Origin of the sequence: Caulobacter sp. NIBR2454 (genome assembly GCF_027474405.1) — a bacterium.
In the GTDB taxonomy this organism is placed as follows: domain Bacteria; phylum Pseudomonadota; class Alphaproteobacteria; order Caulobacterales; family Caulobacteraceae; genus Caulobacter.
Map to the genome: position 1 here is coordinate 1,616,888 of NZ_CP114871.1, position 24,359 is coordinate 1,641,246.

A 24,359-nucleotide genomic window follows, 5' to 3' on the forward strand; every position below is an offset into this window, starting at 1 on the left:
TTCATGCTGGTGGTGCGGCCTGCTGGGCCTTCCGACTATGAATCCCTGATGGAGCTGGCCGTGCTGTCCGGGCGCGGCTTCACCAGCCTGCCGGAGGACGAGCCGACCCTGCGTGAGCGGCTGGAACTGTCCAAGGCGAGCTTCGACGCGACCGTGGCCCCGGTGGAGGCCTGGTACACACTGATGCTCGAGGAGACCGACACCGGCCAGGTGGAGGGCGTGGCGGGCGTAAAGGCCGCCGTCGGCCTGAAGCGGCCATTCTTTTCATTCCGCGTCGTCACCCTGGCGCAGTCGTCACCGGTCCTGGAGATGCGATTCGATCACAAGGCTCTGGTGCTGGTGAACGAGTGCGCCGGCTGGTCGGAGGTCGGGTCTCTGTTCCTGCGCCCCGAACGCCGCAAGGGCGGGGCGGGGCGTCTGCTGGCCCAGTCGCGCTACATGCTGATCGGGGCGGAGCCGGAACGCTTCGCCGAGATGGTGCTGGCCGAGCTGCGCGGCTGGTTCGATGAGGACGGCTCGTGCCCCTTCTGGGACCATGTGGCCGCGCGGTTTTTCCGCCTGCCGTTCGATCAGGCCGACCTGATGAGCGCCTCGACCAACGGCCAGTTCATCCTCGACCTGTCGCCACGACACCCGATCTATACCGAGCTGCTGCCCCAGGCGGCGTGCGAGGCCATCGGCCGAGTCCACCGCGAGGGCGAGGCCGCGCGGGCGATGCTGGAGCGAGAGGGCTTCCGGTATCAGGGTCTGGTGGATCTGTTCGACGCCGGCCCCACGGTCTCGGCCCCTCGCGACGACATCCGCACCGTCCGCGAGGCTAAGGTGATGAAGATCGCGGCCGGCGATGACGGCTTTGGCGAGGAACTGCTGGTCTCCACCAGCCGCATCGGCGGTTTCCGCGCCGTACGCAGCGCCGTGCTCATCGACGGCGACCGGGCGATCCTGTCACGCGAGGCGATCGACGCCTTGGGCGTGCGCGAAGGCGACAATGTGCGGGTGAAGGCATGACCACGTTCCAGTCCATCGATCCGGCCACCGGCGACGTCGTCTGGGAAGGCGCCGCCGCCAGCGCGCCCGAGGTCGCCGCCGCGGTCGACGCGGCGCGCAAGGCGTTCCAGCCCTGGGCCGACCTGCCGCGCACCGAGCGGATCGCCGCCATGCGCCGTTACAAGGCCGCGCTGGACGCCCGCAAGGACGCCTTCGCCGAGGCCCTGTCGCGCGAAACGGGCAAGGCGCTGTGGGAGACCAAGGCCGAACTCGGCTCCATGATGGCCAAGGTCGATGTCTCCATCGCCGCCTATGACGAACGGACGGGCGAGCGTGAGAACGCCATGCCGTTCGGCCGTTCGGTCCTGCGTCACCGCCCGCATGGGGTGATGGCGGTGCTGGGTCCGTTCAACTTCCCCGGCCATCTGCCGAACGGCCATATCGTGCCGGCGCTGTTGGCGGGCGACACGGTGGTGTTCAAGCCGTCCGAGGAGACGCCGCTGGCCGGCCAGCTGCTGGTCGAGGCGCTGGAGGCCGCCGACCTGCCCAAGGGCGTGGTCAATCTGGTGCAGGGCGGCCGTGAGACGGGCCAGGCGCTGATCGAACAGCACATCGACGGTCTGCTGTTCACCGGCTCCGCCCAGGCCGGCGCCTATTTCCGCCGTGCTTTCGCTGACCGGCCCGATGTGATCCTGGCCCTGGAGCTAGGGGGCAACAATCCGCTCGTGGCGTGGGATGTCGCCGACCCTCAGGCCGCCGCGGGCCACATCATCCAGTCGGCCTTCATCACCACGGGCCAGCGCTGCTCCTGCGCGCGCCGCCTGATCGTGCCGCAGGGCGGGGCGGGAGATGCGGTGGTCGAGGCGGTTCTGGCACTGACGGAACGCCTGCGTATCGGCGCCTGGAACGACGCCGAGGAGCCCTTCATGGGCCCCCTGATCTCAGCTCGCGCCGCGGACGCTGCGCGCGAGGCGGCTGATCGCATGGGCGGGAAGGTGATCCGCGCTACTGGACTGGTGGAAGGTCGCAGTGACGCTTTTATCGCGCCTGGCGTCATCGACGTCACGGGCGTCGAGGTCGCTGATGAAGAGATTTTCGCGCCGATCCTGCAGGTCCGCCGCGCCGCTGATTTCGAAGACGCGATCGCCCATGCCAACGCCACGCGATATGGTCTCTCCGCAGGGCTTATCAGTGATAATTCAAATCGTTGGGAGCATTTCCTGAAGCGCATTCGCGCCGGCGTCGCCAACTGGAACCGTCCGACCACGGGGGCGGCCGGCTCGGCGCCGTTCGGCGGTCTTGGCGCATCGGGAAATCATCGGCCCAGCGCTTACTACGCGGCGGACTATTGCGCCTATCCCGTCGCCAGCTTCGAGGCCGATGTCGTGGCCAACACCCTTGGCGAGATCAGGGGGCTGAAGGCCTAAGCGCGGCGCAGGCGCGCCGTCGCCTCTGGGAAGCGGCGCGACAGCGGCGCCTCCAGTGCGCCCAGCTCTACGGTGTAATCGCCGGACCCGTCCGGACGCAGGCCGGTGACCCGCGTCGGGTTGACCAGCCAAGAGCGATGGGTGCGGGTGAAGCCAAGCTTCTCCTCCAGCGCGGCGAGAGAGCTGCGCATCAAAGGCCGCCGCCCGTCCGACAGGATGAACTCGGCGTAGTTGCCGGCCGCCGTGATCGCCAGGATGTCGGCGACCTCTACGCGGACGAGGCGGGAGCCGTCCATGATGTCAAATGTGCTGGCGGCGGTCGCCGTCGCGGAGCGACGCCGCAGGACCATCACGCCCCAGAATATCCCGCTCAGGATCGCGTACCCGATGATGTCCTTGCGAAGCTCGTAGAAATAGCGAGTCAGCGGACCAAATTCGTAGGTGCGTCCGAGGGCGCCGTAGATCAGCTCTCGAAGGCCCACGAAGATCGCGACGTGCGGGATGGAATAGGCCAGGGCGCCAACTGCGTGAACGGCCAGCAGTTGCGGCCCTGTCCGACGGCGCATGACCGACCATCGCACCGCGGCCCAGACGATCAGCATGGCGATCATGTTGCTGACCGCGCTGGTATATTCCCAGATCGCCGGCCAGATCAGGTCGATCTTCGCGTCGTCGGCGGTGGAGAACACATTGACGGTGGTGGTGGCCCAAACCGCGGCGGTGGCGATCAGCCAGCCGATCAGCAAATCGCGTCTGTCCTCGCCGCTCATCCCCCAGAAGCCGCCGCTCGTCCCGGAGGCGGGCGGACTGTCCCGCCGATCACGGCTCGCGCCGCGCCGTTCGTCCCTGAACGCTTTCGCGCCGGGGAGGATCACGGCTTGTTCGGACGAACGCTGTTCAGACCCGGACACTTGAAATGACGACCCCGACTATCGACCGCCGCGCGGACCTCGACTGGATCCGTGTGGGGGCCTTCTTCCTGCTGATTCTGTACCACGTGGGCATGTACTATGTGCCCTGGGACTTCCACATAAAGACCGCGCATCCGGTCGCGTGGCTAGAGCCGGTGATGCTGTTCACCAACCCCTGGCGGCTGACCCTGCTGTTCCTGGTGTCAGGCGCCGCGACACGCTTCTTGGCCGACAAGATGACGCCGGGCGCCTTCACCGGCAAACGGGTGATGCGCCTGCTGCCGCCGCTGGTCTTCGCCATGCTGGTGATCGTGCCGCCCCAGTCCTACTACGAGATCGTGGAGCAGGTGCCGCATATGGTCGAGCCCTATGGCGCCTTCTGGATCAAGTACGTGACGGCGTCGGGCAACTGGTGCGACGCCGACGGCTGCCTGATAACGCCGACCTGGAACCACATGTGGTTCGTGGCGTATCTGCTTGTCTATACGGTGATCCTGGGAGCCCTGCTGTTTCTGAGCGGCGGCGCCCTGCGGGCTCTGGGCGACAGACTTGATGGCGCTCTCAAGGGGCCGCTGCTTCTGGTCTTGCCGATCCTGTTCCTGGGCCTGATCCGCCTGTGGCTGCTGCCGCGCTTCGAGATCACCCATGCGCTGGTCGATGACTGGTACAACCACGCGCTGTCGTTCAGCGCCTTCCTGTTCGGGTTCTTGACCGCAAAGTCCGCGCGCATCCATGACGGCTTCATCCGCTGGCGTTGGGTGGCCCTGGGCCTGGCCCTGGCCAGCTATGTGGGCGTCGCTGCCTTTTCCTGGGTCCATCGCGAGGCGAGCGTGCCCCCGCCCGAGGCCATTCGCAGCGTCATGCGCTTCGTGTACGCCACCGACCAATGGTGCTTCATCGCCGCCATCCTGGGGTTCGGCGCGCTGCATCTGAACAAGGGCGGACCGGTTCTGCGCTACCTGACGGTGGCGGTGTTTCCGTTCTACATCATCCACCAGACCCTGATCATCGTCGTGGCCCATAACCTGGCCAAGGCCGGCCTGCCTTTGGGTTTGGAGGCGATTATCCTGATCGCTGCGACCTTTGCGGGCTGCTTTGCGACCTACGAGATCGTGCGCCGCATTCCGGTGGTGGACGTGCTGTTCGGGCTTCGGCCTCAGCCGCGAAAGGATGTCAGTGGCTGATGCGCGGCCTTAGCCGATACATGCCCGGCTCGAAGCTCTCGAACAGGGTGTCGGTCTGCGGGTGGACCACCGGTTCACCCGTGTCGTCCGCCAGCAGGTTCTGCTCGGAGACATACGCGACGTAGGCGTTCTGATCGTTCTCGGCCAGCAGGTGGTAGAAGGGCTGGTCCTTGGATGGGCGAACCTCCGGCGGGATCGACAGCCACCACTCCTCGGTATTGGAGAATTCGGGATCGACATCGAAGATCACGCCCCGGAAAGGAAAGATCCGGTGCTTGACCACTTGTCCGATCGCGAATTTGGCGAGGCGTGTATTCATGACCTCTATAATCAACCACGTTTCACCTGACTGAAACCTGAACGTAAGCGTGCTGTCGCACTTCGCAAGCGCGGCGCCGCTTTCGGCGGCGGCGATGCGTGATAAGGTCGCTGTCGAAACGAGGCGCCGGCACTGGCGCCTGCAAGACAGGTATTGCTCCATGTCGGAGGCGCCGCGCGCGCCCGGCGAGTCGCGTCCCCGTGGGCCGTCTCTTCGCCGGAGGCCGCCGGGGGAGACGCCGGCTTACGCCGCGCTCGACCTTGGCACGAACAATTGCCGCCTGCTGGTGGCGACGCCCACCTCGGGCGGATTCCGGGTCGTTGAGGCCTATTCCCGCATCGTGCGTCTGGGCGAGGGGCTGACCGCGTCCGGTCGGCTCTCCGACGCGGCCATGGAGCGGTCGATGGCCGCGCTCAAGGTCTGCGCCGAAAAAATCCGCCGCCGCCGCACCGTCCGGGTTCGCGCCATCGCGACCCAGGCCTGCCGCATGGCCGACAATGGCCAGGCCTTCGTCGATCGCGTGGCCGAAGAGACCGGTCTGCGCCTGCAGATCATCACCCCGCGCGAGGAAGCCCAGCTTTCCGTCGCCGGCTGCCTGAACCTGCTCGACCGCACCGCCGAGGCGGCCTTGGTGGTGGACGTGGGCGGCGGCTCGACCGAACTGTCCTGGGTTGATCTGCAAGGGGAGGGGCTCGACGCCCATCCGCGCCAGTTCGCCGCCTGGAAGCTGCCGATCAAGGCCTGGGTCTCGATACCCATCGGCGTGGTCACCCTGGCCGAGCGCTTCCCGGAGGGCGAGCAGTCGCAGGACGCGTGGTTCCGCGCCATGGTGGACGCGGTGAAGGAGCGGATCGCCGACTTCCCGCACGCCGAAGCCCTGCGTCCAGTGTTCGAGGCTGGCCGTGCACAACTGGTCGGCACCTCGGGAGCTATCACCAGCCTAGCCGGCTTGCACCTCGACCTGCCGCGCTATGACCGCAACCGAGTCGACGGCCTGTGGATGAAGCGATCGGACTGCGAGGCCGCGGCTGATCGATTGCTCGCCCTGACCGCCGCTCAGCGCGCGGAACAACCCTGCATCGGGCCTGACCGCGCCGACCTTGTCCTCGCCGGCGCAGCGATCCTGCAGGCCGTGCAGGAGCTGTGGCCGTGCGAGCGCGTGCGCGTCGCTGACCGCGGCCTGCGCGAAGGCATCCTCATGTCCCTCATGTCCGAACAGCAGCCGCGCCGGTCTCGCCGCCGTCGCCGCGGCGGACGCAACGCTTCTCCCCAGGCCGCCGAATGACCGAAGAACCGCCCAAACGCCGCATGGTGAAGCTGCCGACCGGCGGCAATGAAGGCGGCCGCGGCAAGCCCGCCCGCCTGAAGACCGCCATGGGCCGCACGTCGTCTCAGCAGGCCTGGCTGGAACGCCAGATAAACGACCCGTTCTCGGCCAAGGCGCGCGCTCTTGGCTATCGCAGCCGCGCGGCTTTCAAGATCAGCGAGATCGACGACAAATTCCACTTCTTCAAGAAGGGGATGAAGATCCTCGACCTGGGCTGCGCCCCGGGTGGCTGGATCCAGATCGCCCAGCAGCGCGGGGTCGACCGCATCGTCGGCGTCGATCTGCTGGACGTCGATCCGTTGCCCCCTGCTCAAATCCTGAAGATGGACTTCACCGATCCCAAGTGCCCGGACCTGCTGATCGAGCTTCTGGGCGGCCAGCCGGATGTGGTGCTGTCGGACATGGCTCCCAACACGGTGGGCCATCGCGAGACCGACCACCTGCGCATCGTCGCCCTCATCGAACTGGGCGCCGACTTCGCGGTGAAGGTGCTCAAGCCCGGCGGCGCCTTTGTCGCCAAGGCCTTCCAGGGCGGCGAGACGGCTGAAGTGATCGGCCAGCTCAAACAGCGCTTCACCAAGGTCCAGAACTTCAAGCCCAAGGCCAGCCGCAGCGACAGCTCAGAGGTCTTCCTGGTGGCGACGGGGTTCAAGGGTTAGGCGCTACGTCAGCGCGATCGAGCAAGATTCGGGCCGACTGACTGTCAGAGCCCTTCCGTTGCGGCCGGGCTTCCGTTATACGCGGCCCGCAAAACGGAGAATCCCATGGAGATTCGCGAAGGGCTCACCTTCGACGATGTTTTGCTCGAACCCGGTGCGTCGGATGTCATGCCGACCCAGGTGTCCACCGAGACCCGGTTCACGCGCGAAATTGGTTTGAACATTCCGATCGTGTCCGCCGCCATGGACACGGTGACTGAAAGCAGGCTGGCGATCGCCCTGGCTCAGGCCGGCGGCATGGGCATCCTGCACCGCAATCTGAGCGTCGAAGAGCAGGCCGATCAGGTCCGCGAAGTGAAGCGCTATGAAAGCGGCATGGTCATCAACCCGCTGACCATCAATCCCGACACGACCCTGGCCGAGATCCGCGAGATCAAGGCCCGCCGCAAGATCTCGGGCTTCCCGGTGGTCGAGCGCGCCGACGGCAAGCTGGTCGGCATCCTGACCAACCGCGACATGCGCTTCGAGAGCGATCTCAACGCCGCCGCCTCATCCCTGATGACCCGCGACGGCCTGGTGACGGTCCGCGAAGGCGTCGATCCCGCCCAGGCCCGCAACCTGCTGCGCCAGCACAAGATCGAGCGCCTGATCGTCGTCGACGACCTGGGCCGCGCCGTCGGCCTGATCACCGTCAAGGACATGGAGAAGGCCGAGGCCTATCCGTCCGCCGCCAAGGACGAGAAGGGTCGCCTTCGGGTCGGCGCCGCATCGACCGTCGGCGACGTGGGCTTCGAACGCTCCCTGGCCCTGGTCGAGGCGGGCGTGGACGTGGTGGTCATCGACACCGCCCACGGCCACTCCAGCCAGGTTACCGCCGCCGTCACCCGCCTGAAGCGCGAAACCAACCGCGTGCAGATCGTGGCCGGCAACATCGCCACCTATGACGCGGCGCGGGCCTTGATCGACGCTGGCGCCGACGCCGTGAAGGTCGGCATCGGCCCGGGCTCCATATGCACCACCCGCATCGTGGCGGGCGTGGGCGTGCCGCAGTTGACCGCCATCTCCGAAGCCGTCCGCGCCGCGCGCGACAGTGGCGTTCCGGTGATCGCCGACGGCGGCATCAAGTACTCTGGCGACCTGGCCAAGGCCATCGCCGCCGGGGCTTCCACCGCCATGATGGGTTCGATGTTCGCCGGGGCCGAAGAGGCGCCGGGCGAGGTGTTCCTGTACCAGGGCCGGTCCTACAAGTCGTACCGGGGCATGGGCTCGGTCGGGGCCATGGCCCGCGGCTCGGCCGACCGTTATTTCCAGAAGGAAGTCTCGGACAGCCTCAAGCTCGTGCCGGAAGGCATCGAGGGCCAGACGCCGTTCAAGGGCCCGATCGGTCCGGTGGTCCACCAGCTCGTCGGCGGCCTGCGCGCCGCCATGGGCTATGTGGGGGCGCCGACCATCGAGGAGTTCCAAAAGAAGGCTCGCTTCGTCCGCATCACCAATGCGGGCCTGCGTGAAAGCCACGTCCACGACGTGATGATCACCCGCGAAGCCCCGAACTATCCCAGCGCGGTCTAGGAGCAGTTATGGAACCGATCCTCGAACTGAAACTGCTGGGTGCGGCGGTCATCGTCGGACTCGTGCATCTGTTTTGGGGATCGGCCGCGGCCCAGCCGCAGATCGGCCTGAAGTGGAACGTCGGCCCGCGTGACGAGCCGCGTCCGCTGACCGGCATGGCGGGGCGTCTGCAACGCGCCTTCGCCAACTTCCGCGAGACCTTCGCCTTCTTCGTGGCCCTGGTCCTGGCGGTGGTGCTGAGCGGCAAGACTGGCGGCCTTAGCACCCTGGGCTGCGTGCTCTATGTGGTCGCTCGCGCGATCTACATCCCGCTCTACGCTTTCGGCGTTCCGGTGGTGCGCACCCTGGTGTGGCTGGCCTCCATGATCGGCCTGCTGATGCTTCTCGCGGCTCTGTTCGTCTGAATGCGGGAAAGCGGACGGATAGCGGCGGCGATCGAGGTTCTGGAAGAAATCGAGGCGCGTCACAAGCCAGTGAAACTGGCCTTGAAGGGCTGGGGCGAGCGCTCGCGTTTCGCCGGTTCGAAGGATCGCGCCTTCGTGTCGGGCCTGGTGCTCGACGCCCTGCGGCACAAGCGGTCGCTGGGTTGGATGATGGGCGACGACAGCGCCCGCGCCGTGGTCCTGGCGACCCTGGCCCTGGCCTGGAAGCTGCCGATCGACAAGCTGGCCGAGGCTTTCGCCGAGGAGCCTCACGGCCCCGGCGCTTTGACCGAGGCCGAGCGCGCCGCGCTTGAGACGCCCAAATCACTGGCCGACGCTCCGGCGCCCATCCAGGGGGACTATCCCGACTGGCTCGACGCCAGCCTGACGCGCGTGTTCGGCGAGGGCAGGGGCGAAGAAGCCGCCGCCCTGGCCGCGCGTGCGCCAGTGGACCTGCGGGTCAACACCCTGAAGACCGACCCCGTTCGCGCCTTGAAAGCCCTGCAACCGCTCGCCGCCCAGACGCTTGATCTGCTGGAGACGGCTCTGCGCATTCCCGCGCCGGAGCCCAGTGAACGCACCGGCTCGGTGGAGACCATCCCCGCCTTCTCCAAGGGCTGGTTCGAGGTGCAGGACTTGGGCTCCCAGATCGCCGCCGCCTGCGCGGGCGAGATCAAGGGCAAGCAGGTCCTGGATTTCTGCGCCGGGGGCGGGGGCAAGACCCTGGCCCTGGCCGCCGCCATGGGCTCGACCGGCCAAATCTATGCTCACGATAGCGACGCGCGCCGTCTGGCCGACACCATCCGCCGCAGCCAGCGAGCAGGGGTTCGCAACCTGCAGATTCGATCCCCGGTCGAAGCCGATCCGTTGAAGGGCCTGGAGTCCAAGATGGATGTGGTCTTCGTCGATGCGCCCTGCACGGGCTCTGGCACCTGGCGCCGGCATCCCGACACCAAGTGGCGCCTGACCCCGGAGGCGCTGGAGCGCCGTCAGGTCGAACAGGACGCTGTCCTGGACCAGGCCGCTCCGTTCGTGAAGGTCGGCGGCCGCCTGATCTACGTCACCTGCTCGGTGCTGGCCGAGGAAGACGAGGATCGCGTCGAGGCCTTCCTGGCCCGCAATTCTGGCTTCCGTCTGGCCGCGCCCCCGGCGCCCGCCGACCGATTTGTTTCGCCGCAAGGCTATGTCCGCCTTACGCCCCGCTCCGCCGGAACCGACGGCTTCTTCGCCGCCGTGCTGGAGAGGGCGGCTTGAGACCTCCGCTAGAAAAGGAATCCGCTGAATGACTGCCGAGACAAACCACCAGCGGGTCCTGATCGTCGACTTTGGCAGCCAGGTCACCCAGCTGATCGCCCGCCGCGTTCGCGAGGCTGGCGTCTATTGCGAGATCCATCCTTTCGACAAGGTCGAGGATCTGGTCGATTCCTACGCGCCCAAGGCCATCATCCTGTCCGGCGGGCCGGCTAGCGTGTTGGAGACCGACAGCCCGCGCATTGGCCGCAAGCTGTTCGATTACGGCGTGCCGATGCTGGCGGTCTGCTATGGCCAGCAGCTACTGTGCGACGTGCTGGGCGGCAAGGTCGAGGGCGGCCATGCCGGCGAGTTCGGCCGGGCCGAGCTGACCATCGGCAAGAACAGCCCGCTTTTCGCCGGGCTTGCCGGCGTCGGCGAGGTCGAGACGGTGTGGATGAGCCACGGCGACCGCGTCACGGCGATTCCGGACGGCTTCGAAGTGATCGCCACCTCGACCGGCGCGCCCTTCGCCGCCATCGCCGACGACACCCGCAAGATCTACGGCGTCCAGTTTCACCCGGAGGTCGTCCACACGATCAACGGCGCGAAGATTTACCGCAACTTCCTGTTCAACATCGCCGGTCTGACCGGCGACTGGACCATGGCGGCCTTCCGCCAGGAGATGGTTCAGAAAATTCGCGAACAAGTCGGGACCGGAAAGGTGATCTGCGGCCTGTCCGGCGGCGTCGACAGCTCGGTGGCCGCGGTCCTGATCCACGAGGCGATCGGCGACCAGCTGACCTGCGTCTTCGTCGACACCGGTCTGTTGCGTCACAACGAGGCCGAGCAGGTCGTGACCCTGTTCCGCGACCACTACAACATCCCCCTGGTCCATGTGGACGCCGGAGACGAGTTCCTGGGCGCCCTGGCCGGGGTCAGCGACCCTGAGACCAAGCGCAAGATCATCGGCGGCAAGTTCATCGACATCTTCGACCGCGAGGCCGCCAAGATCGACGGCGCGGATTTCCTGGCTCAGGGCACGCTCTATCCGGACGTGGTCGAAAGCGTCTCGGCGCGCGGCGGCCCGTCGGCGGTGATCAAGAGCCACCACAATGTCGGCGGCCTGCCGGACTTCATGAAGCTGAAGTTGGTCGAGCCCCTGCGCGAGCTGTTCAAGGATGAGGTTCGCGCTCTGGGCGTCGAGCTTGGCCTGCATAAAGACTTTGTCGGCCGCCACCCGTTCCCCGGACCGGGCCTGGCCATCCGTATTCCCGGCGACATCACGCCCGAGAAGGTCGCCGTCCTGCAGCAGGCCGACGCCATCTATCTCGAAGAGATTCGCAACGCCGGCCTCTACGACAAGATCTGGCAGGCCTTCGCCGTGCTGCTGCCGGTCAAGACGGTGGGCGTCATGGGCGACGCGCGGACTTACGAGAACGTCCTGGCCCTGCGTGCGGTGACCTCTACCGATGGCATGACCGCCGACTTCTTCGAATTCCCCTGGGACGTCCTGGGCAAGACGGCCACGCGGATCATCAACGAAGTCCGCGGCGTCAACCGCGTCGTCTACGACGTCACCTCCAAGCCCCCCGGCACGATCGAGTGGGAGTGAGCGGTCGCAAGCCTGGTGCGGTTCGGCTGTAGTCCGCACAAGGCATCGACGGCGGCGATTGCGCAAATGCGGGATGACCTCTTCGGCCCGAGGGAGCTCGCGCTTCCTCGGGCCATCGGCGCCCGTTCGCGGGTCGGATCAGTGACCGCCCTCGTCAGCGGCGGAGCCGGCTAGCAGGGCCTGAATCATCGATCGAGAGGCTTCTGGCTGATCGAGCCGGAAGCGTCCGGTCACCGGCAAATCGCCCATTTTAGGGTCGCTCAGCACAAGCGGCTGGACGGCGTAGCGATTCAGGCGCGCCACCACGTGCCCAAGCGGCATGTTTCGCGCGTCGAGCCAATCATTCCGCCATGATGCATAGGTCTCGGGGTCGAAGTCGCCGCCGGCGGATGATCCGTTGGCGGCCAAGAGCAGCCAGCGGCCCTTGTTCAAAAGGCGCGCCGGCTGGTCTGCATGTCGCACGCTCACGACCCCGTCGAATACCCGGACTTCCACGGCGTCGTTGAGCAGATCCACCTCGAAGCGCGTGCCGACGGCGGTCACCGTGGCGCCGCCGGCGGCGACGGTGAAGGGGCGGGCCGCGTTATGCGCCACGTCGAACATCGCGTCGCCCTTGGTGAGGCGGATGTTGCGAGCATGCGCATCGAACAGGATGTCCAATCGGGTGTCGGCGTTCATGTGGACGACCGACTTGTCGCTGAGCGTGTGATCGGCGCGCGCGCCGATGGCCGTCGCCAGGGTGATCGAAACCGGAGCCTCGGCTGGGACCTTCGGTTCCGGGCGTGTGGGCAAGGTCAACATGACGCCAGCGCCGGCCAGGACCGCGACGGCCAGGCCGGCCGCGATCAGGGCGGGTCGGAACGCGCCCGTGGGGCGGCGGGCGGCTGGGCGAGACTGTTCGCTCTCTACCTGCCGGGCCGCGGTCAAAAGCGCTGTGTCCATGAAGGCGTGACGCACGGTGGAGAAAGCGCGTCGATGTTCGGCGTCCGTCTCCAGCCAGGATTCCAGTTCCCGGCGTTCTGCGGGGGTGAGTTCGCCCAGACGATCGACCCAGTCCGCCGCTGTCTCAAGGATATCCATGTCCGGGTCGGACCCGTTGTCATTGAGAGGCATTAGGGCCTCCTTCCAGAATACGGCCGTCGGCGTCAGGCATGCTTTGGGACAGTTCGATCATGGCTCTTAAGAGATGCTTCTTGACCGCTTCCAGGGTCATGCCCAGGTCGTCCGCGATGTCTTGGCGCGACTGACCTTTGAGGTGCCTGCGCATGAAAATGTCGCGACGCAGGGGTGTCAGATTCTGCAACGCCGTCTGGAAGAGAGCCACGCGCTGACGGTGCTCCAGCACCTCGTCGGCCAGGGGAAGCTCGCAGGCGAAATCGTCATCGCCCAGCCCTTCCTCAAGGCGCCCCCGCCGGGCCTGGGCGTAGATCAGCGAGTCGGCCACGCGGTAGGCGTAGGCGACGGGGTTGTCGATCTGACGCTTTTCGGTCTGCTGCATCATGATCAGGAAGACTTCCTGCAACACGTCATCGGCCTGCGAGGCGTCATGATGACGGCGAAGGATATAGCCGAGCAGCTTGCGTTCATGTCGCCTCAACTCCGCCAGCGCGTCGACCATCGTCGTCTCCGAAGACCCGGACTGGTCCTCGGAAGAGGTAGAGGCGAGCGAGGGGCGGACGGGGACAGCCGCCGGCACGATTTTCGCCAGCCTGTTCAGCGGTGCAGGCCATCCGATCTTCTGAACCGTCATGATCAGAACTCGTAGGTCAGGCCGAAGGTGAAGGTTCTGCCGCTTTTTGTTCGGGCGATCAGGCGGTCGGCGGCGATGTCGGTGTACTGGTCGATGGCCTGGTCCGTGAGGTTCACCGCTTCGGCCACGAGCTTGAGTTTGGGGCTGAGTTCGTAGTGCAGGGCCGCGTCGATATTGTGGACCGCGTGGTAGCCGCCGCCCACGTTGCCGTTGCCGCCCGCACTGTCGAGATAGCCGTCGCGATAGGCGCTGGAGATCCGCGCCCCCCACCGCTCGGTCTCATAGTAGAGGGTGGCGTTGGATGACCAGCGCGACAGCTGCAACAGATCGAGCGCGACGGGCCTGTTCTCAATGATCACGTCGGACTTGCCCATGGCGTGGGTGACGTTGCCGACGAAGCCCAGCCTGTTGAATGGCGCTGGCAGGAAATCAAAGTCCTTGCGCACGGCGAGTTCGACTCCGCTGATCGAGGCGCCATCCCCGTTGACCGGACGGTTGTAGTTGTAGATCGACGCCGCGGTTTGGCCGGGGCTGAGAAATTCGAGCGGATAGCCTGTCGAGCCGTAGGTGACCGCCGAGGTCTCCAGGGTGATGAAGCTGTCCATGGTCTTATGAAAGACGCTGATCGCGGCATAGCCGTCGGCGCCGCGATATAGCTCTAGAGAGGCTTCAACGGAGTCCGCCAGGAAGGGCCTCAGGTTTGGATTGCCTGACGAGATCGTGCCGCCGAACGGGTTGGCGTTGACGTTGCCGGCCGCTCGCAGGTCGGACAGGCTCGGGCGGCTGATGTTGCGGTTGGCCGCCAAGCGAAGGACCAGGTCCGATCGCAGGTCGAACGCCAGGTTTGCGGCCGGCAAAAGGCCACGATAGTCGTGGGCGATGCTGGCTGGCTTAAGGCTTTTTCCCGTGTCCACCATCCCTTTGGAAAGCAGGTCGGTGGCGTAGTATCGCACCCCGGCGTCTGCTCGAAGCCTGAGGCCAAAGACCGCCCCGACCCAGCGTCCCTGGGCATAGGCGGCGATGGTGCGCTCCCTGAGCGCGTAGTCGGAGCCCGGTTGATCGTCGGCTGCCGTCAGATCACGCCGCTGACTAAGACGCGCCAGGGTCTGCTCCACATCCCCGACCACATAAACACCCAGCGATCTCGCCGTGACGAGCTGCTTTATGACGGCGTCGGCGGTTGTCGCGCCGTCGTAATCGACGCGGTCGTGTCGTTGCCAGCCGTCATTGCGAAAGAGCTTGTGCTGCACGCCGACCCGCCAGCTCCATCCGCCGTCATTCTCGTGCTCCAAGTCAATCTTGGTCGTGGCGAAACTGTTGACGATGGAGTCCTCACGCGTGTCTCCACGCATCAGGCTCCATGCGGCCGCGTCCGCGGGATCGAAGCCATAGGTGTTGACGCCCGGCCGACCAGGACCGCGAAAGTCATAGGCGACCGCTTGGCCGCGCGACTGCAGGAAAATCTTGTCGAAGACAGGCTCGTCGAAGTCAGACCGCGAATAGCCCGTCATGGCTTTGAGAATGGAGCGCTCGCCCAGCCGATAGCTGGCGTTGAGTACGCCTTGTCCGAACTGCGTGGCGTCGATGGAGCGCTTGTGTTCGCTACGCAGGTCAACCCCGGTGAAGGAGGCCTGGACCAGGCTGCCGCCCTCGATCACGGCGTGCTCGAGACGCTGGGTTCCGATGACGTTGCCCGTGAGCGGATTTTGACCGGCGTTGGCCAGAGCGTATTCGTCTCGGGCATTGCTGAGCTTGCCATAGAGAAGGTCCAGGCCCGCGCTGAAACGTCCCTGCGGCGTATACTGGAGCGAGGTGGTGATCCCGAGACGTTTGCGATGATCAAGCCAGGTCGACCAGGTCTGGGCCTGCGGGGCCATCACTCGATTGGCGCCGGTCGCATTGATGAGGCGATCACGGTCGGCAGCGGATACGCCGGCTCCGATGTTCGCCGCGCCGAAAGTGACAGGGGTCCACCCCCAGTTTCGATAGCCGTATTCGTTGATGTCGTTCTCGCTGTAAGCCACCGACACCAATGCGCCCAGATCGCCCCAGCGGTTTGAGGCGAGCGCCGCCACACGGGGGGTGACTGCCTGTGTGACGCTATTGGTCAGCCCCTTGACCGAGAGCGCCAGACGCGCGCCGGGATAGTCTTGGGGCTTGGCCGTGCGCAGTTCGACCGCGCCGCCGATGCCGCCTTCGTCCTGATCGGCGGAATAGGTCTTGAACACCGTCACCCGGCTGAAGAGTTCGGAGGCGAAGATGCTGTAGTCGAACGCTCGTGTGCGGCTGACCGAGCCGCGGTTGTCAAAGCCCGACGAGGTTGAAGCCGATACCTCCATCCCATTGAGTTGAGCGCGGGTGAAGTCTGGACCCAGGCCGCGCAGGGCGATCTGTCGTCCTTCGCCCGCATCGCGCGATATGGTCAGGCCTGGGATGCGTTGCAGGGATTCCGCCAGGTTCAGATCCGGGAAGGCGGCGATGTCCTCGGCCACGATGACGTCCTGGCTGCCGAGAGCCTGGCGCTTGATATCCTGGGCCTGCTGCAGGCCGCCGCGAAAGCCTGTGACCACCACGGCATCCAGTTCGATCGGCGGCTCGGACGGAGCGGGCGGCGGTGGGGAAGGGGGACGCTGACGCGCCGCGCTCAGCACATAGCCGCCAGCGACATAACGCGCCTCCAATCCCTGGCCGCGGATCAACAGCGACAGGGCCGCCCGAGGGTTCAGCACGCCTGATACCGGGGGCGCCCGACGGCCGCGGATGTCAGCGAAAGTCATCACCGGAACGTCGGCCTGCCTTGAGAAGAGGTTGAGCGCCGCGCCCAGGTCTCCGGCCGGAATGTCGAACGTCGCGACTTGCGGGGCTTTGGCTATGGCGGGCGTTGTGGCGAGAAGTATTGGCGCGCAGCAGGCCGCGGAGGCCCAGAATGCCGCGTTCGGTATCGCCATGGCCGGCCGTGAGCACCCGAATTGATCGCACGCAAGCTCTACAAAGATCGCGTGTCACTATTTTGAAGGACGCTGGTCGCCCAGATGGGTGAGGCCGCCGCCCTGGGGGAAAGGCGGCGGCCTCGACGGTTCCAAGGAGCGAGGGGACGCCTCCTAGAACTCGTAGGTGACGCCGACCGTGAAAGTGCGGCCGCTCTTGGTGTAGGCAAGGATGCGGTCGGCGGCGATGTCGGTGTACTGATCGATGGCCTGGTTGGTGAGGTTGATGCCCTCAACCACGACCTTCAGGTCCTTGGTTACGTTGTAGTGCGCGGCCAGGTCGATGTTATTGGTCGAGTGATAGCCCGAGCCGACATTGCCGTTTCCGCCGGCGCCGTCCAGATAGCCGTCCCGGTAGGCGCTGGAGACGCGGGCGCCCCACCGGTCGGTCTCGTAGTAGATCGTTGCGTTCGACGTCCACTTGGACAGACCAAGAAGGTCGAGCGAAATAGGTGAGCCGTCGATGATCACGTCCGACTTGCCCGTCGCATAGGTGACGTTGCCGACGAAGCCCAGCTTGTCGAAGGGCGCGGGCAGGAAGTCGAAGTCCTTCTGAACGGCCAGTTCGACGCCCTTGATCGAAGCGCCTTCGCCATTCACCGGACGATTGAAGTTGTACAGCGTGCTGGCGTCCTGCCCCGGACCCTGGAACTGGGTCGGGTAGCCAGTTGAGCCATAGGGTACGACCGAGGTCTCGGCCGTGATGAAGCTGTCCATGTTCTTGTAGAAGGCGCTCAGGGCCAGATAGCCGCTATCGCCTTGATAGAACTCAAGGGAGCCTTCGATGGAGTCGGCCAGGAAGGGTTTGAGGTTCGGGTTGCCGGCCGAGATGTTGCCGCCGAACGGAGTGAAGCTGACGCTGCCGGCCGCGCGCAGATCCGACAGGCTGGGGCGGCTGATGTTACGGTTGGCGCTGAAGCGGGCGACGACGTTCTCGTTGACGTCCACCGCCAGGTTGAGGGTCGGCAGGAAGCCGTCGTAGGTGCTCTGGATCACCACCGGCAGCAGCACCGCGCCCTGGGTCGCCGTACCCGCCGAGGTCAGGTCGGTCGAGTAGTAGCGCACGCCCGCATTGGCCCGGACGCGATGGTCCCAGGCGACGGTGTCGAGATCGTACTGCACAAAAGCCGAGGCCGTCTTTTCCTCCAGCTGGAAGGCCGAGCCGGGCTGTTCCTGGGTCGGGGTCAGATCACGAATCTGGCCCGTATTGGCGTAGGTGCCGTCCACGTCGGCGACGATGTACGGAATAACCGACTTCTCGTTGACCACATACTTCACCGCCGCCGGTACGACCGGTCGATTGTACCAGTCGACGCGGACGAAACGCTGCCAGCCCTTATTGCGGAACTGCTTGTACTCGGCGCCCGCCTTGAGGACCGAGCCGCCGCCAAAATCATAGGCGAGATCGATCTTGCCGTTGCGATACTCGCTGACGATGGCGTCCTCGCGGGTGTCGGCCCGCATCAGGCCCCATTGCGCCGGATCGGTGAGGTCGAAGTTGTAGGTGTTGACCCCCATGCGGCCCTGGCGGAAATCGTAGGAGATTCCCTTGTTGGTCGATTGCAGGAAGACCTTGTCGAACAGAGGCTCTTCAAACTCCGACCGCGAATAGCCGGCCAGGACATTGATGCTCAGGGCGTCGGTCGCTTGCCAGGCGCCGTTGAACACGGCCTGGCTGAAGGTGGTCTCGTCGTGGGAGACCTTGTGCTCGGAGCGCATGTCGACGCCGGTCACGTCGGCGGCCACCAGGCTGTTGTTCTCGATCACCACCGAGTTCAGACGTTGGGTGCCGGTGACGTTGCCGGTCAGGGCGTTGACCCCCGCCGAGGTCATCTGGAACTCATCGCGGTCGTTGCTCAGCGTCCCGTAGAGCAGATCGAGGCTGAGGTCGAAGCGATCGGTCGGCTTGTATTGCAGGGCGGCGGTCAGACCCAGGCGTTCACGCTCGTTGTACCAGGTCGAATAGGTCTGAGCCTGGGATTGGCGCACCCGATTGGCGCCGGTCGCGTTGACCAAGCGGTCGCGGTCAGCGGCCGATACGCCCGGGCCGACATTGGCCGCGCCGGCGTTGATCAGGCTCCAGCCCCAGTTGCGGTAGCCATATTCGTTGATGTCGTTTCGGCTGTAGGCGACTGAGACCAGCGCGCCGAAATCACCCCAGCGGTTGGAGATCAGTCCGACCATGCGCGGCGTAGTGGATTCCGTGTTGCCGTTGTACAGGCCCTTCGCCGAGGCCACGGCCTTGAAGCCGGGATAGTCGAACGGCTTGGCGGTGAAGAGGCCGACCGTGCCGCCGATGCCGCCCTCGTCCTGATCGGCGGAATAGGACTTTTCAACCACAACCTTGTTGAACAGCTCAGACGCGAAGATCGAATAATCAAAGGCGCGTGTGCGGCTGACCGAGCCGCGGTTGTCCATGCCGGACGCGGTATTGGTCAGCACCTCCATGCCGTTCAGCTGGGTGCGGGTGAAGTCAGGGCCAAGGCCGCGCAGGGCGATCTGGCGGCCTTCACCGGCGTCGCGCGAGATGGTGACGCCGGGAATGCGTTGCAGGGATTCGGCCAGGTTCAGGTCGGGGAAGGCGGCGATATCCTCGGATACGATGACGTCCTGCGAGCCGACGGCCTGGCGCTTGATGTCACGCGCATGCTGCAGGCTGCTACGAAAACCGGTGACGACCAATTCTTCAATCTGGGCGGCGTCGTCAGCCGGGGCGTCGGCCGCCACTGCTTCGGCGGCGATGGCTGGACCGACAAGCGCGCTAGCCAGAACGGCGACAGCGGCTGTGGTCAGAAGACTGGATTTGGTCAGGCTCGGCTTGGTCATGGATATCCCCTTGTCGGCAACGATGCGCGGTGGGGGTGACCTTGATGCTTGGCCCCCCGCCGTCTGGCCGGGGGAGGGTTCACAACGTCCGGCGGGGACAGGTTCAGGCCGATGTTTTTTGTGAAATGTTTTTGACGGTTGGTGGGGTGAAAAACCCCTACGAAATTGACGCGGAACTGTCGTGAAATAGCTCTAGGCTAACGCCATCCGGAGTATGATCGAGTTGGGTGAGAGTGCGCCATTGGCCCCCTTCGTTGATGGTCACGCGCAACGGTCGCCAAGCTCTCACCACTTAGGCATCAATCCGTCACGAAATCGCAGCGAAACCGTCATGACTGCACGATAGACAGGCTCCTTTCCCAACGTGGCCAGGGACCTGGATGCGCTACGGCTTGATCGCCTGCGGACTGCCCGATCTACCCGAGCGTGAACAGCGAGCGGTGCTTGAACGCGCTCGCGCCACGGTGTTGCTGAAAGCCTTCGCTGGTGGCGGCGCCGAGGCGCGCAAGCTGGAGGATCAGCTTTTCGCGCTGCGGGCCGGCGACGAGCTTGTCGTACAGGATCTGTCCGCCTTTCTGCGCGAGACCGACAGCCTCATTCGCCTGTTGGGTGATCTGATGGAGATCGGCGTCGTGGTGATCCTCGCGTCGGAAGACGGGAGTTGCACCGAGCTGTCGGGAAGCGGCGCCACGGCGCTTCTGCGCGCCTTGCGGGGTCTAGCGAACATCCCGACAAGATCCGAACAGCCCGGCCGTAGACGCTTCTCCGTCTTTCAGATCGACTATGCGCGCCGGCTCTATGACGAAGGCCGTTCGCTCAGGTTCATCGGTATGATCTTCCAGGCGTCGCCTGATGAAATCTGGAAAGTGGTCAACCGCTGAGCCTCGATATCCAACAGTTCTGGCCGATCTTCACGGTCCTGGCGGGACCGGCGGTGGGAAGCTTCATCGGTCTTGTTTCGGTTCGTCTGCCGGCCGGAGAGAGTCTGACCCGTCCCGGCTCGACATGCGGTTCCTGCGGGACGCGCTTGGGCGTCCTGGACCTCATGCCGATCCTCAGCTTTCTTCTCTGGCGGGGTCGCTGTCGGCGATGCGGCGGCAAGATCCCTCTTCGCTATCCGCTGATCGAACTGGCGTGCCTGGGCATCGCTGTCTGGGCCGCTCTGACTGGCGCCGGCGCCTCGGTTTTCCTCACCGCGCTCTTGGGGTGGCAACTGCTGTTGCTGGCGGTTCTCGACGCCGAGCATTTCTGGCTGCCGGGCAAGCTGACTTGGCCACTGCTGGCGCTGGGCCTCGCGGTTTCGGCGGCCGAGGGGTCGGGCCGGTTGATGGAGGGCCTGATCGGCGCTGCGATAGGCTTTGCGCTCTTCGCCGGGCTCAGCCTGGCCTATCGCCGGCTGCGCGGCCGTGACGGCCTCGGCGGCGGCGACTGGCGACTGCTGGCGGCCGGCGGGGCGTGGGTTGGCTGGCTCGGCCTGCCGAGCATCCTGCTTTGGGCGGCGGTCAGCGGGCTGATCGCGGTGCTGGCCAAGGCGGCGGTGACGCGCAGCCTGCGCGGCGACGAGCGTGTGCCGTTTGGTGTGTTCCTCGCCGCCGGCATCTGGCTGACCTGGCTCTACGGCCCGCTGGGGGCCTAGCTACAGTTGGCCGGCGTCCGTGCGCGTGGCGTCTTGCGGACCGACGTCGAAACCGGCCTGGCCAAATAGCGACAGCAGTCCCGGGTTGGAGGCCTGCAGCCGAGTCCGCACCACATAGGAGCCCTTGGCCGAGAGGCGGATATCCATGCGCATGGCCACCCCGTCGCCCTGACCTTCGAGCATCGCCACGGCGTCGTTGCCGCGGCAGGCGATCTGGCCGGAAACGGGCGGAAGGCCCTGTGCCGGTGTCACTTGGATCAGGCCCTTAGCCCTGCGGCATTGATCTCCCCGAAAGCGAACGGTGACGTCCTTCAGGGTTAGTTGGCCGCCGAGCGCCGACGGCGCTCCAAGGGCTCCCAAGGGCGCGCTGGCCGACATGTGCGACAGCTGCAAGCCTTTGCGGCCCAGCACTACGCCGCCGTCCACCGCCACGGGGCCGTCACCTTTCAGGCGAAGGCGGGTCTTGCCGGTGAACAGAGCCAGCGGATCGAGCCCGGCCTTCAGGTCGCCAAGAGCCAGTTCCCGCAGCGCGGCGTCCTTCAGTTCGCCGCCCCAGATGGTCCCGCTGATCCGGCTGACGGAGAGTCCCGTGTCCGCGCCGCCCGCCAGTCCCACGGCTACCCGCAGCGGCGACAGAGCAATCAATCCGAAAGCAAAGACGCCGGCGAAAACGGCGGGGAGGGGAACCCGGTTCATGAGCGCCCCGCCAGGCCGACTTCGACATCCAGGCCCCCGGTGTCGTTCTTGAGCACGGTCAGGCGGCGCACGGCGATGTCCTCACGATGCAGAGCCGCCAGCCAGCCGAAGGCGGCGGTCGGGCTCGCGCCCTCCAGCCAGACCACCAGGTCGCCGTCGACGGTGTCAGCGCGAGCGATGTCGAGGCCGGCCTCTACGGCAGCTTGTCGGGCGCGTTGCTCGACCGGACCGCTGGCGCGCGGGCGTCCTGCCGAGCCCTTTTCGAGTACAGCGATCCGGGCAAGGTCTCGGTCCACGGCCACCTTGACCGCCAGGGCTTCGTCGTAACGACGCTCAGCCCCCTCGCGCCAGGCTTTCAGCGGGGTGATGACTGCGAACCACAGGATCAGGACGGCGACGAGAGCGGCCATCAAGGCCAGCAGGACTTGCTCCCGGCGGGTGCTACTCTTGAACCAGTCGAGCGGGCTCATTGGCGGGCTCCCACGATGAGATCGGTGACCAGCCGCTCGCCCTCGGTGCGCGAGCCTTCCTCGCGGACGCCCAGGTTGGAGCGCCGCAGGGCGAGGCGCACCTGCTCCACGTCCGAATAGTTGTTGTGGCTGACGGTCGTGCGAAGCGAGCCGTCCGGCGTGAAGATCAGGCTTTCCAGCTGCGCCCCGTCGAGGTCTTCCAGCGCGGCGAACAGGGCCGCCGCCTGGGGGGCGAAGCCGTTGGAGTCTCGCTCCAGCTGGGCCAGGCGTTCGTCCACCTGAGCGACCGGGTCGGTGATGGCGGGCGCGCCGGGTAGGGCGGCTGAAACCTGGCGGCGCGCATCGTTCCGCAGCACTGCCGCGCCGGCCTCGAAGCGCACGGCATGGGCGAGGGTGAGAAGAAGGGGGCTGGCCAGCAGCACCGCGCCCAGGATGGCTGCAAGCCGCCAGTCGCGCAGACGCACCGCACCGACGGCGCCCGCTTCGCCCTGTAGCAGGTTCACCCGCAGCTCGCCGAGGCCGTACAGGAAGGCGGCCTCGCGCTGGGCGTCATCCAGGTGGCGGACGGGTCGGTCGCCGATGATGTATTCCGCGGCGTCCGGTTCGCAGGTCGCCGCCAGATCACGGCCGGCGATCAGGGTCATGCTGTCCATGGTCGCAACCGACAGCTCATCGTCCTGCGGTGCGGGCAACATCAGGGCGTCGGGCACGATCGCGTCGGGTTGAAGACCATAGAGCCCCGCTTCCCCGCGCCAGGCCTGCAACGTCGCGTGGCTGACCGCGACGGCCAGCCTGCGGCCGTCCGTGTGCGGGCCGACGGCGATATGCAGGTTCTCCTGCGCGGCAAGTTGCTCTTCCATGAGCAGGCGGGCGGCGTTGCGCGCGGCCCCCTCCCGCGAAGGCGGCATCTGCAGCCAGCGGGCCGTGACCTGCTCGCCGGGAACGACCAGGACCACCCGGGCGCCGTCCAGCGGCAGGGGGTGGCCGACTTGCAGGACGCCGCGCTGAAGGACGCGGCCGCCGTCGGCCAGGATGAAGGCGGGCGGCGCCTCGGGGCGGCGTCCGATGAACAGGAGCAGGGTGCGGATCGACATCTTGCTTTCGAGGGTCGAGCGGCTCATCGCGCGCTCCTGAATACGGTGGCTTCGGCGACAGTGCGGTTGCGGGCCGACACGATGATGTCGGCGCGAAGAATGGCGGCGTCGGCGGTGCGGCTGATGCGTCGGGTCCAGCGCCAGTCCAGGCCGCCCTGTTTCTCGATCCCGCTGGTCGTGCCGACTGCTGGCGGACGGGGAGAGGTCAGGAAGGCGATCGCCTGGTTGTCGGCGACCACGCCCGCCAGGACGCGGGTCTCCAGACCGTGGGCGGAACGCGCGTTTTCGCTGGCGACATTGACCAAGGCCAGGGCCGCGAGGCTGAACACCGCCAGGGCGACCAGCAGCTCGATCAGGGTGAAGCCCTGTTCAGCGCGCCGCATCGAGGCGGACCTCCCCGGCTGCATCCACGGTCAGGGCCGCGCGGCGTCCTTCGCGCGCAAGCTGGATCGTGGCGGGCTCGGCGCCGCCCGTCGGATCGAACAATACACTGGCCTCGCTGGCGGAGGTGCCGTCGGCCCAGGTCTCGGTGCGGAACGTGCGGCCGTCCAGCGGCGCCCACGCGCCTGCGTTCCAACGTTCGAAGCTGTAGCCCTGTGCGGTGATGCGGGCGCGGATCGGGCGGTTGCTGACCAGCGCTTCTTCCTGGGCCAGGCGCAGGCGCGCGCCCAGGCGCTCGGCCTCGGTGGACAGGCGCGGCGACAGATCGGGCGCGGTCATGACCACGACGCTGCCCAGCAGGCCGATGATCACGATCACGACCAGCAGCTCGACCAGGGTGAAGCCGTCGGCCCGGCCCGCGTCACCAGTTGCCGATGTCCGCATTCTCGCCCTCGCCGCCCTTCGCGCCGTCCGCGCCGAAGGAATAGATGTCGATCCGCCCGTGTTCGCCGGGGAAGGCGTACTGATAGGGCGCGCCCCAGGGGTCCTGCGGCAGTCGGCGGATATAGCCGCCTTCGCGATAGCGGTCGGGCCGCGCCAGGTCGGCCGGCGGGGCCGTGAGGGCGGCCAGCCCCTGCTGGTTGGTGGGGAAGGCGAAGTTGTCGAGGCGATAGGTCTCCACCGCCTGCTCCAGCACCGAAACGTCGGCGCGGGCTTTCTCGCGCATGGCCTTGTCCTGACTGGGCAGGACGTTGACCATCACCACCGTGGCCAGAAGGCCGATGATGACGATGACGACCATCAGCTCCACCAGGGTGAAGCCTTGCTCGCGGGCGGGGCGGGTCTTGCGGGTCTTGGTCATGATGGGC

The 24,359-nt window shown here is 66.3% G+C and carries 23 protein-coding genes; 11 read left to right on the plus strand and 12 right to left on the minus strand.

Going from position 1 to position 24,359, the window contains the following annotated elements; translation table 11 throughout:
* Nucleotides 1-3: 3 nt before the first annotated feature.
* On the plus strand, nt 4-1,008 hold the full coding sequence (locus O5K31_RS07960) for an arginine N-succinyltransferase (RefSeq protein WP_269716761.1): 1,005 nt from the start codon (nt 4-6) through the stop codon (nt 1,006-1,008).
* Nucleotides 1,005-2,414 (plus strand): succinylglutamate-semialdehyde dehydrogenase, encoded by a 1,410-nt coding sequence (astD, locus tag O5K31_RS07965; protein WP_269716762.1) that lies wholly within the window; start codon nt 1,005-1,007, stop codon nt 2,412-2,414. The genes O5K31_RS07960 and astD overlap by 4 nt, the downstream gene beginning before the upstream one ends.
* On the opposite strand, the gene O5K31_RS07970 is transcribed toward astD, so the two are convergent.
* Nucleotides 2,411-3,184 (minus strand): LytTR family DNA-binding domain-containing protein, encoded by a 774-nt coding sequence (locus tag O5K31_RS07970; RefSeq protein ID WP_269716763.1) that lies wholly within the window; start codon nt 3,182-3,184, stop codon nt 2,411-2,413. The two genes, astD and O5K31_RS07970, sit on opposite strands and share 4 nt — an antisense overlap.
* A 146-nt stretch (nt 3,185-3,330) precedes the next feature.
* On the opposite strand from O5K31_RS07970, the gene O5K31_RS07975 reads away from it, so the two are divergent.
* Nucleotides 3,331-4,509 carry an acyltransferase family protein gene (locus O5K31_RS07975; RefSeq protein WP_269716764.1) on the plus strand — a complete coding sequence of 393 codons (1,179 nt, stop codon included), beginning with the start codon at nt 3,331-3,333 and terminating at the stop codon, nt 4,507-4,509.
* Here O5K31_RS07975 and hspQ read toward each other — a convergent pair.
* A complete protein-coding gene (gene hspQ / locus O5K31_RS07980) occupies nt 4,499-4,828 on the minus strand; it encodes a heat shock protein HspQ (RefSeq protein ID WP_269716765.1) in 330 nt (109 codons plus the stop codon). The genes O5K31_RS07975 and hspQ overlap by 11 nt on opposite strands.
* 160 nt (nt 4,829-4,988) lie before the next feature.
* Here hspQ and O5K31_RS07985 point away from each other — a divergent pair, with 160 nt between their 5' ends.
* From O5K31_RS07985 to guaA, 6 genes are all read left to right on the plus strand, one after another.
* Nucleotides 4,989-6,113 (plus strand): Ppx/GppA phosphatase family protein, encoded by a 1,125-nt coding sequence (locus tag O5K31_RS07985; protein WP_269716766.1) that lies wholly within the window; start codon nt 4,989-4,991, stop codon nt 6,111-6,113.
* Nucleotides 6,110-6,814 carry an RlmE family RNA methyltransferase gene (locus O5K31_RS07990; protein ID WP_269716767.1) on the plus strand — a complete coding sequence of 235 codons (705 nt, stop codon included), beginning with the start codon at nt 6,110-6,112 and terminating at the stop codon, nt 6,812-6,814. The genes O5K31_RS07985 and O5K31_RS07990 overlap by 4 nt, the downstream gene beginning before the upstream one ends.
* A gap of 105 nt (nt 6,815-6,919) precedes the next feature.
* Nucleotides 6,920-8,383 (plus strand): IMP dehydrogenase, encoded by a 1,464-nt coding sequence (guaB, locus tag O5K31_RS07995; protein ID WP_269716768.1) that lies wholly within the window; start codon nt 6,920-6,922, stop codon nt 8,381-8,383.
* 8 nt (nt 8,384-8,391) lie between these two features.
* Nucleotides 8,392-8,787: an MAPEG family protein gene (locus tag O5K31_RS08000; RefSeq protein ID WP_269716769.1), complete on the plus strand. Its 396-nt coding sequence runs from the start codon at nt 8,392-8,394 to the stop codon at nt 8,785-8,787.
* The gene (locus tag O5K31_RS08005) at nt 8,788-10,059 is read left to right on the plus strand and encodes an RsmB/NOP family class I SAM-dependent RNA methyltransferase (protein ID WP_269716770.1); all 1,272 of its coding nucleotides are present in this window, start codon (nt 8,788-8,790) and stop codon (nt 10,057-10,059) included.
* A 28-nt stretch (nt 10,060-10,087) separates the two neighbouring features.
* Nucleotides 10,088-11,650, plus strand: coding sequence for a glutamine-hydrolyzing GMP synthase (gene guaA / locus O5K31_RS08010; protein ID WP_269716771.1), 1,563 nt, complete (start codon nt 10,088-10,090; stop codon nt 11,648-11,650).
* A 138-nt stretch (nt 11,651-11,788) separates the two neighbouring features.
* On the opposite strand, the gene O5K31_RS08015 is transcribed toward guaA, so the two are convergent.
* The 4 genes from O5K31_RS08015 to O5K31_RS08030 form a co-directional block, all read right to left on the minus strand.
* Nucleotides 11,789-12,763 (minus strand): FecR family protein, encoded by a 975-nt coding sequence (locus tag O5K31_RS08015; protein ID WP_269716772.1) that lies wholly within the window; start codon nt 12,761-12,763, stop codon nt 11,789-11,791.
* Nucleotides 12,750-13,268, minus strand: a complete 519-nt coding sequence (locus tag O5K31_RS08020) for an RNA polymerase sigma factor (RefSeq protein WP_269716773.1) — start codon at nt 13,266-13,268, stop codon at nt 12,750-12,752. The genes O5K31_RS08015 and O5K31_RS08020 overlap by 14 nt, the downstream gene beginning before the upstream one ends.
* A gap of 134 nt (nt 13,269-13,402) precedes the next feature.
* A complete protein-coding gene (locus tag O5K31_RS08025; protein WP_269716774.1) occupies nt 13,403-16,177 on the minus strand; it encodes a TonB-dependent receptor in 2,775 nt (924 codons plus the stop codon).
* A 324-nt stretch (nt 16,178-16,501) separates the two neighbouring features.
* Entirely contained in the window at nt 16,502-19,213 is a 2,712-nt protein-coding gene (locus O5K31_RS08030; protein WP_269716775.1) for a TonB-dependent receptor, read from the minus strand.
* 380 nt (nt 19,214-19,593) lie between these two features.
* On the opposite strand from O5K31_RS08030, the gene O5K31_RS08035 reads away from it, so the two are divergent.
* Complete coding sequence (locus tag O5K31_RS08035) at nt 19,594-20,094, plus strand: hypothetical protein (protein WP_269716776.1); 501 nt, start codon at nt 19,594-19,596, stop codon at nt 20,092-20,094.
* A 53-nt stretch (nt 20,095-20,147) separates the two neighbouring features.
* A complete protein-coding gene (locus O5K31_RS08040) occupies nt 20,148-20,849 on the plus strand; it encodes a prepilin peptidase (RefSeq protein ID WP_332367277.1) in 702 nt (233 codons plus the stop codon).
* Here O5K31_RS08040 and gspN read toward each other — a convergent pair whose 3' ends face one another.
* From gspN to gspG, 6 genes are read right to left on the minus strand one after another with little or no spacing between them, the layout of a single operon-like run.
* A complete protein-coding gene (gene gspN, locus O5K31_RS08045; protein ID WP_269716777.1) occupies nt 20,850-21,545 on the minus strand; it encodes a type II secretion system protein N in 696 nt (231 codons plus the stop codon).
* Nucleotides 21,542-22,015: a type II secretion system protein GspM gene (gene gspM, locus O5K31_RS08050; RefSeq protein ID WP_269716778.1), complete on the minus strand. Its 474-nt coding sequence runs from the start codon at nt 22,013-22,015 to the stop codon at nt 21,542-21,544. The genes gspN and gspM overlap by 4 nt, the downstream gene beginning before the upstream one ends.
* On the minus strand, nt 22,012-23,136 hold the full coding sequence (gene gspL / locus O5K31_RS08055) for a type II secretion system protein GspL (protein WP_269716779.1): 1,125 nt from the start codon (nt 23,134-23,136) through the stop codon (nt 22,012-22,014). Before gspL ends, gspM begins: the two co-directional genes overlap by 4 nt.
* Nucleotides 23,133-23,492 (minus strand): type II secretion system minor pseudopilin GspI, encoded by a 360-nt coding sequence (gene gspI / locus O5K31_RS08060; RefSeq protein WP_269716780.1) that lies wholly within the window; start codon nt 23,490-23,492, stop codon nt 23,133-23,135. Before gspI ends, gspL begins: the two co-directional genes overlap by 4 nt.
* Nucleotides 23,479-23,934, minus strand: coding sequence for a GspH/FimT family pseudopilin (locus O5K31_RS08065; protein ID WP_269716781.1), 456 nt, complete (start codon nt 23,932-23,934; stop codon nt 23,479-23,481). Before O5K31_RS08065 ends, gspI begins: the two co-directional genes overlap by 14 nt.
* On the minus strand, nt 23,912-24,352 hold the full coding sequence (gene gspG, locus O5K31_RS08070) for a type II secretion system major pseudopilin GspG (RefSeq protein ID WP_269716782.1): 441 nt from the start codon (nt 24,350-24,352) through the stop codon (nt 23,912-23,914). The genes O5K31_RS08065 and gspG overlap by 23 nt, the downstream gene beginning before the upstream one ends.
* Nucleotides 24,353-24,359: the final 7 nt, after the last annotated feature.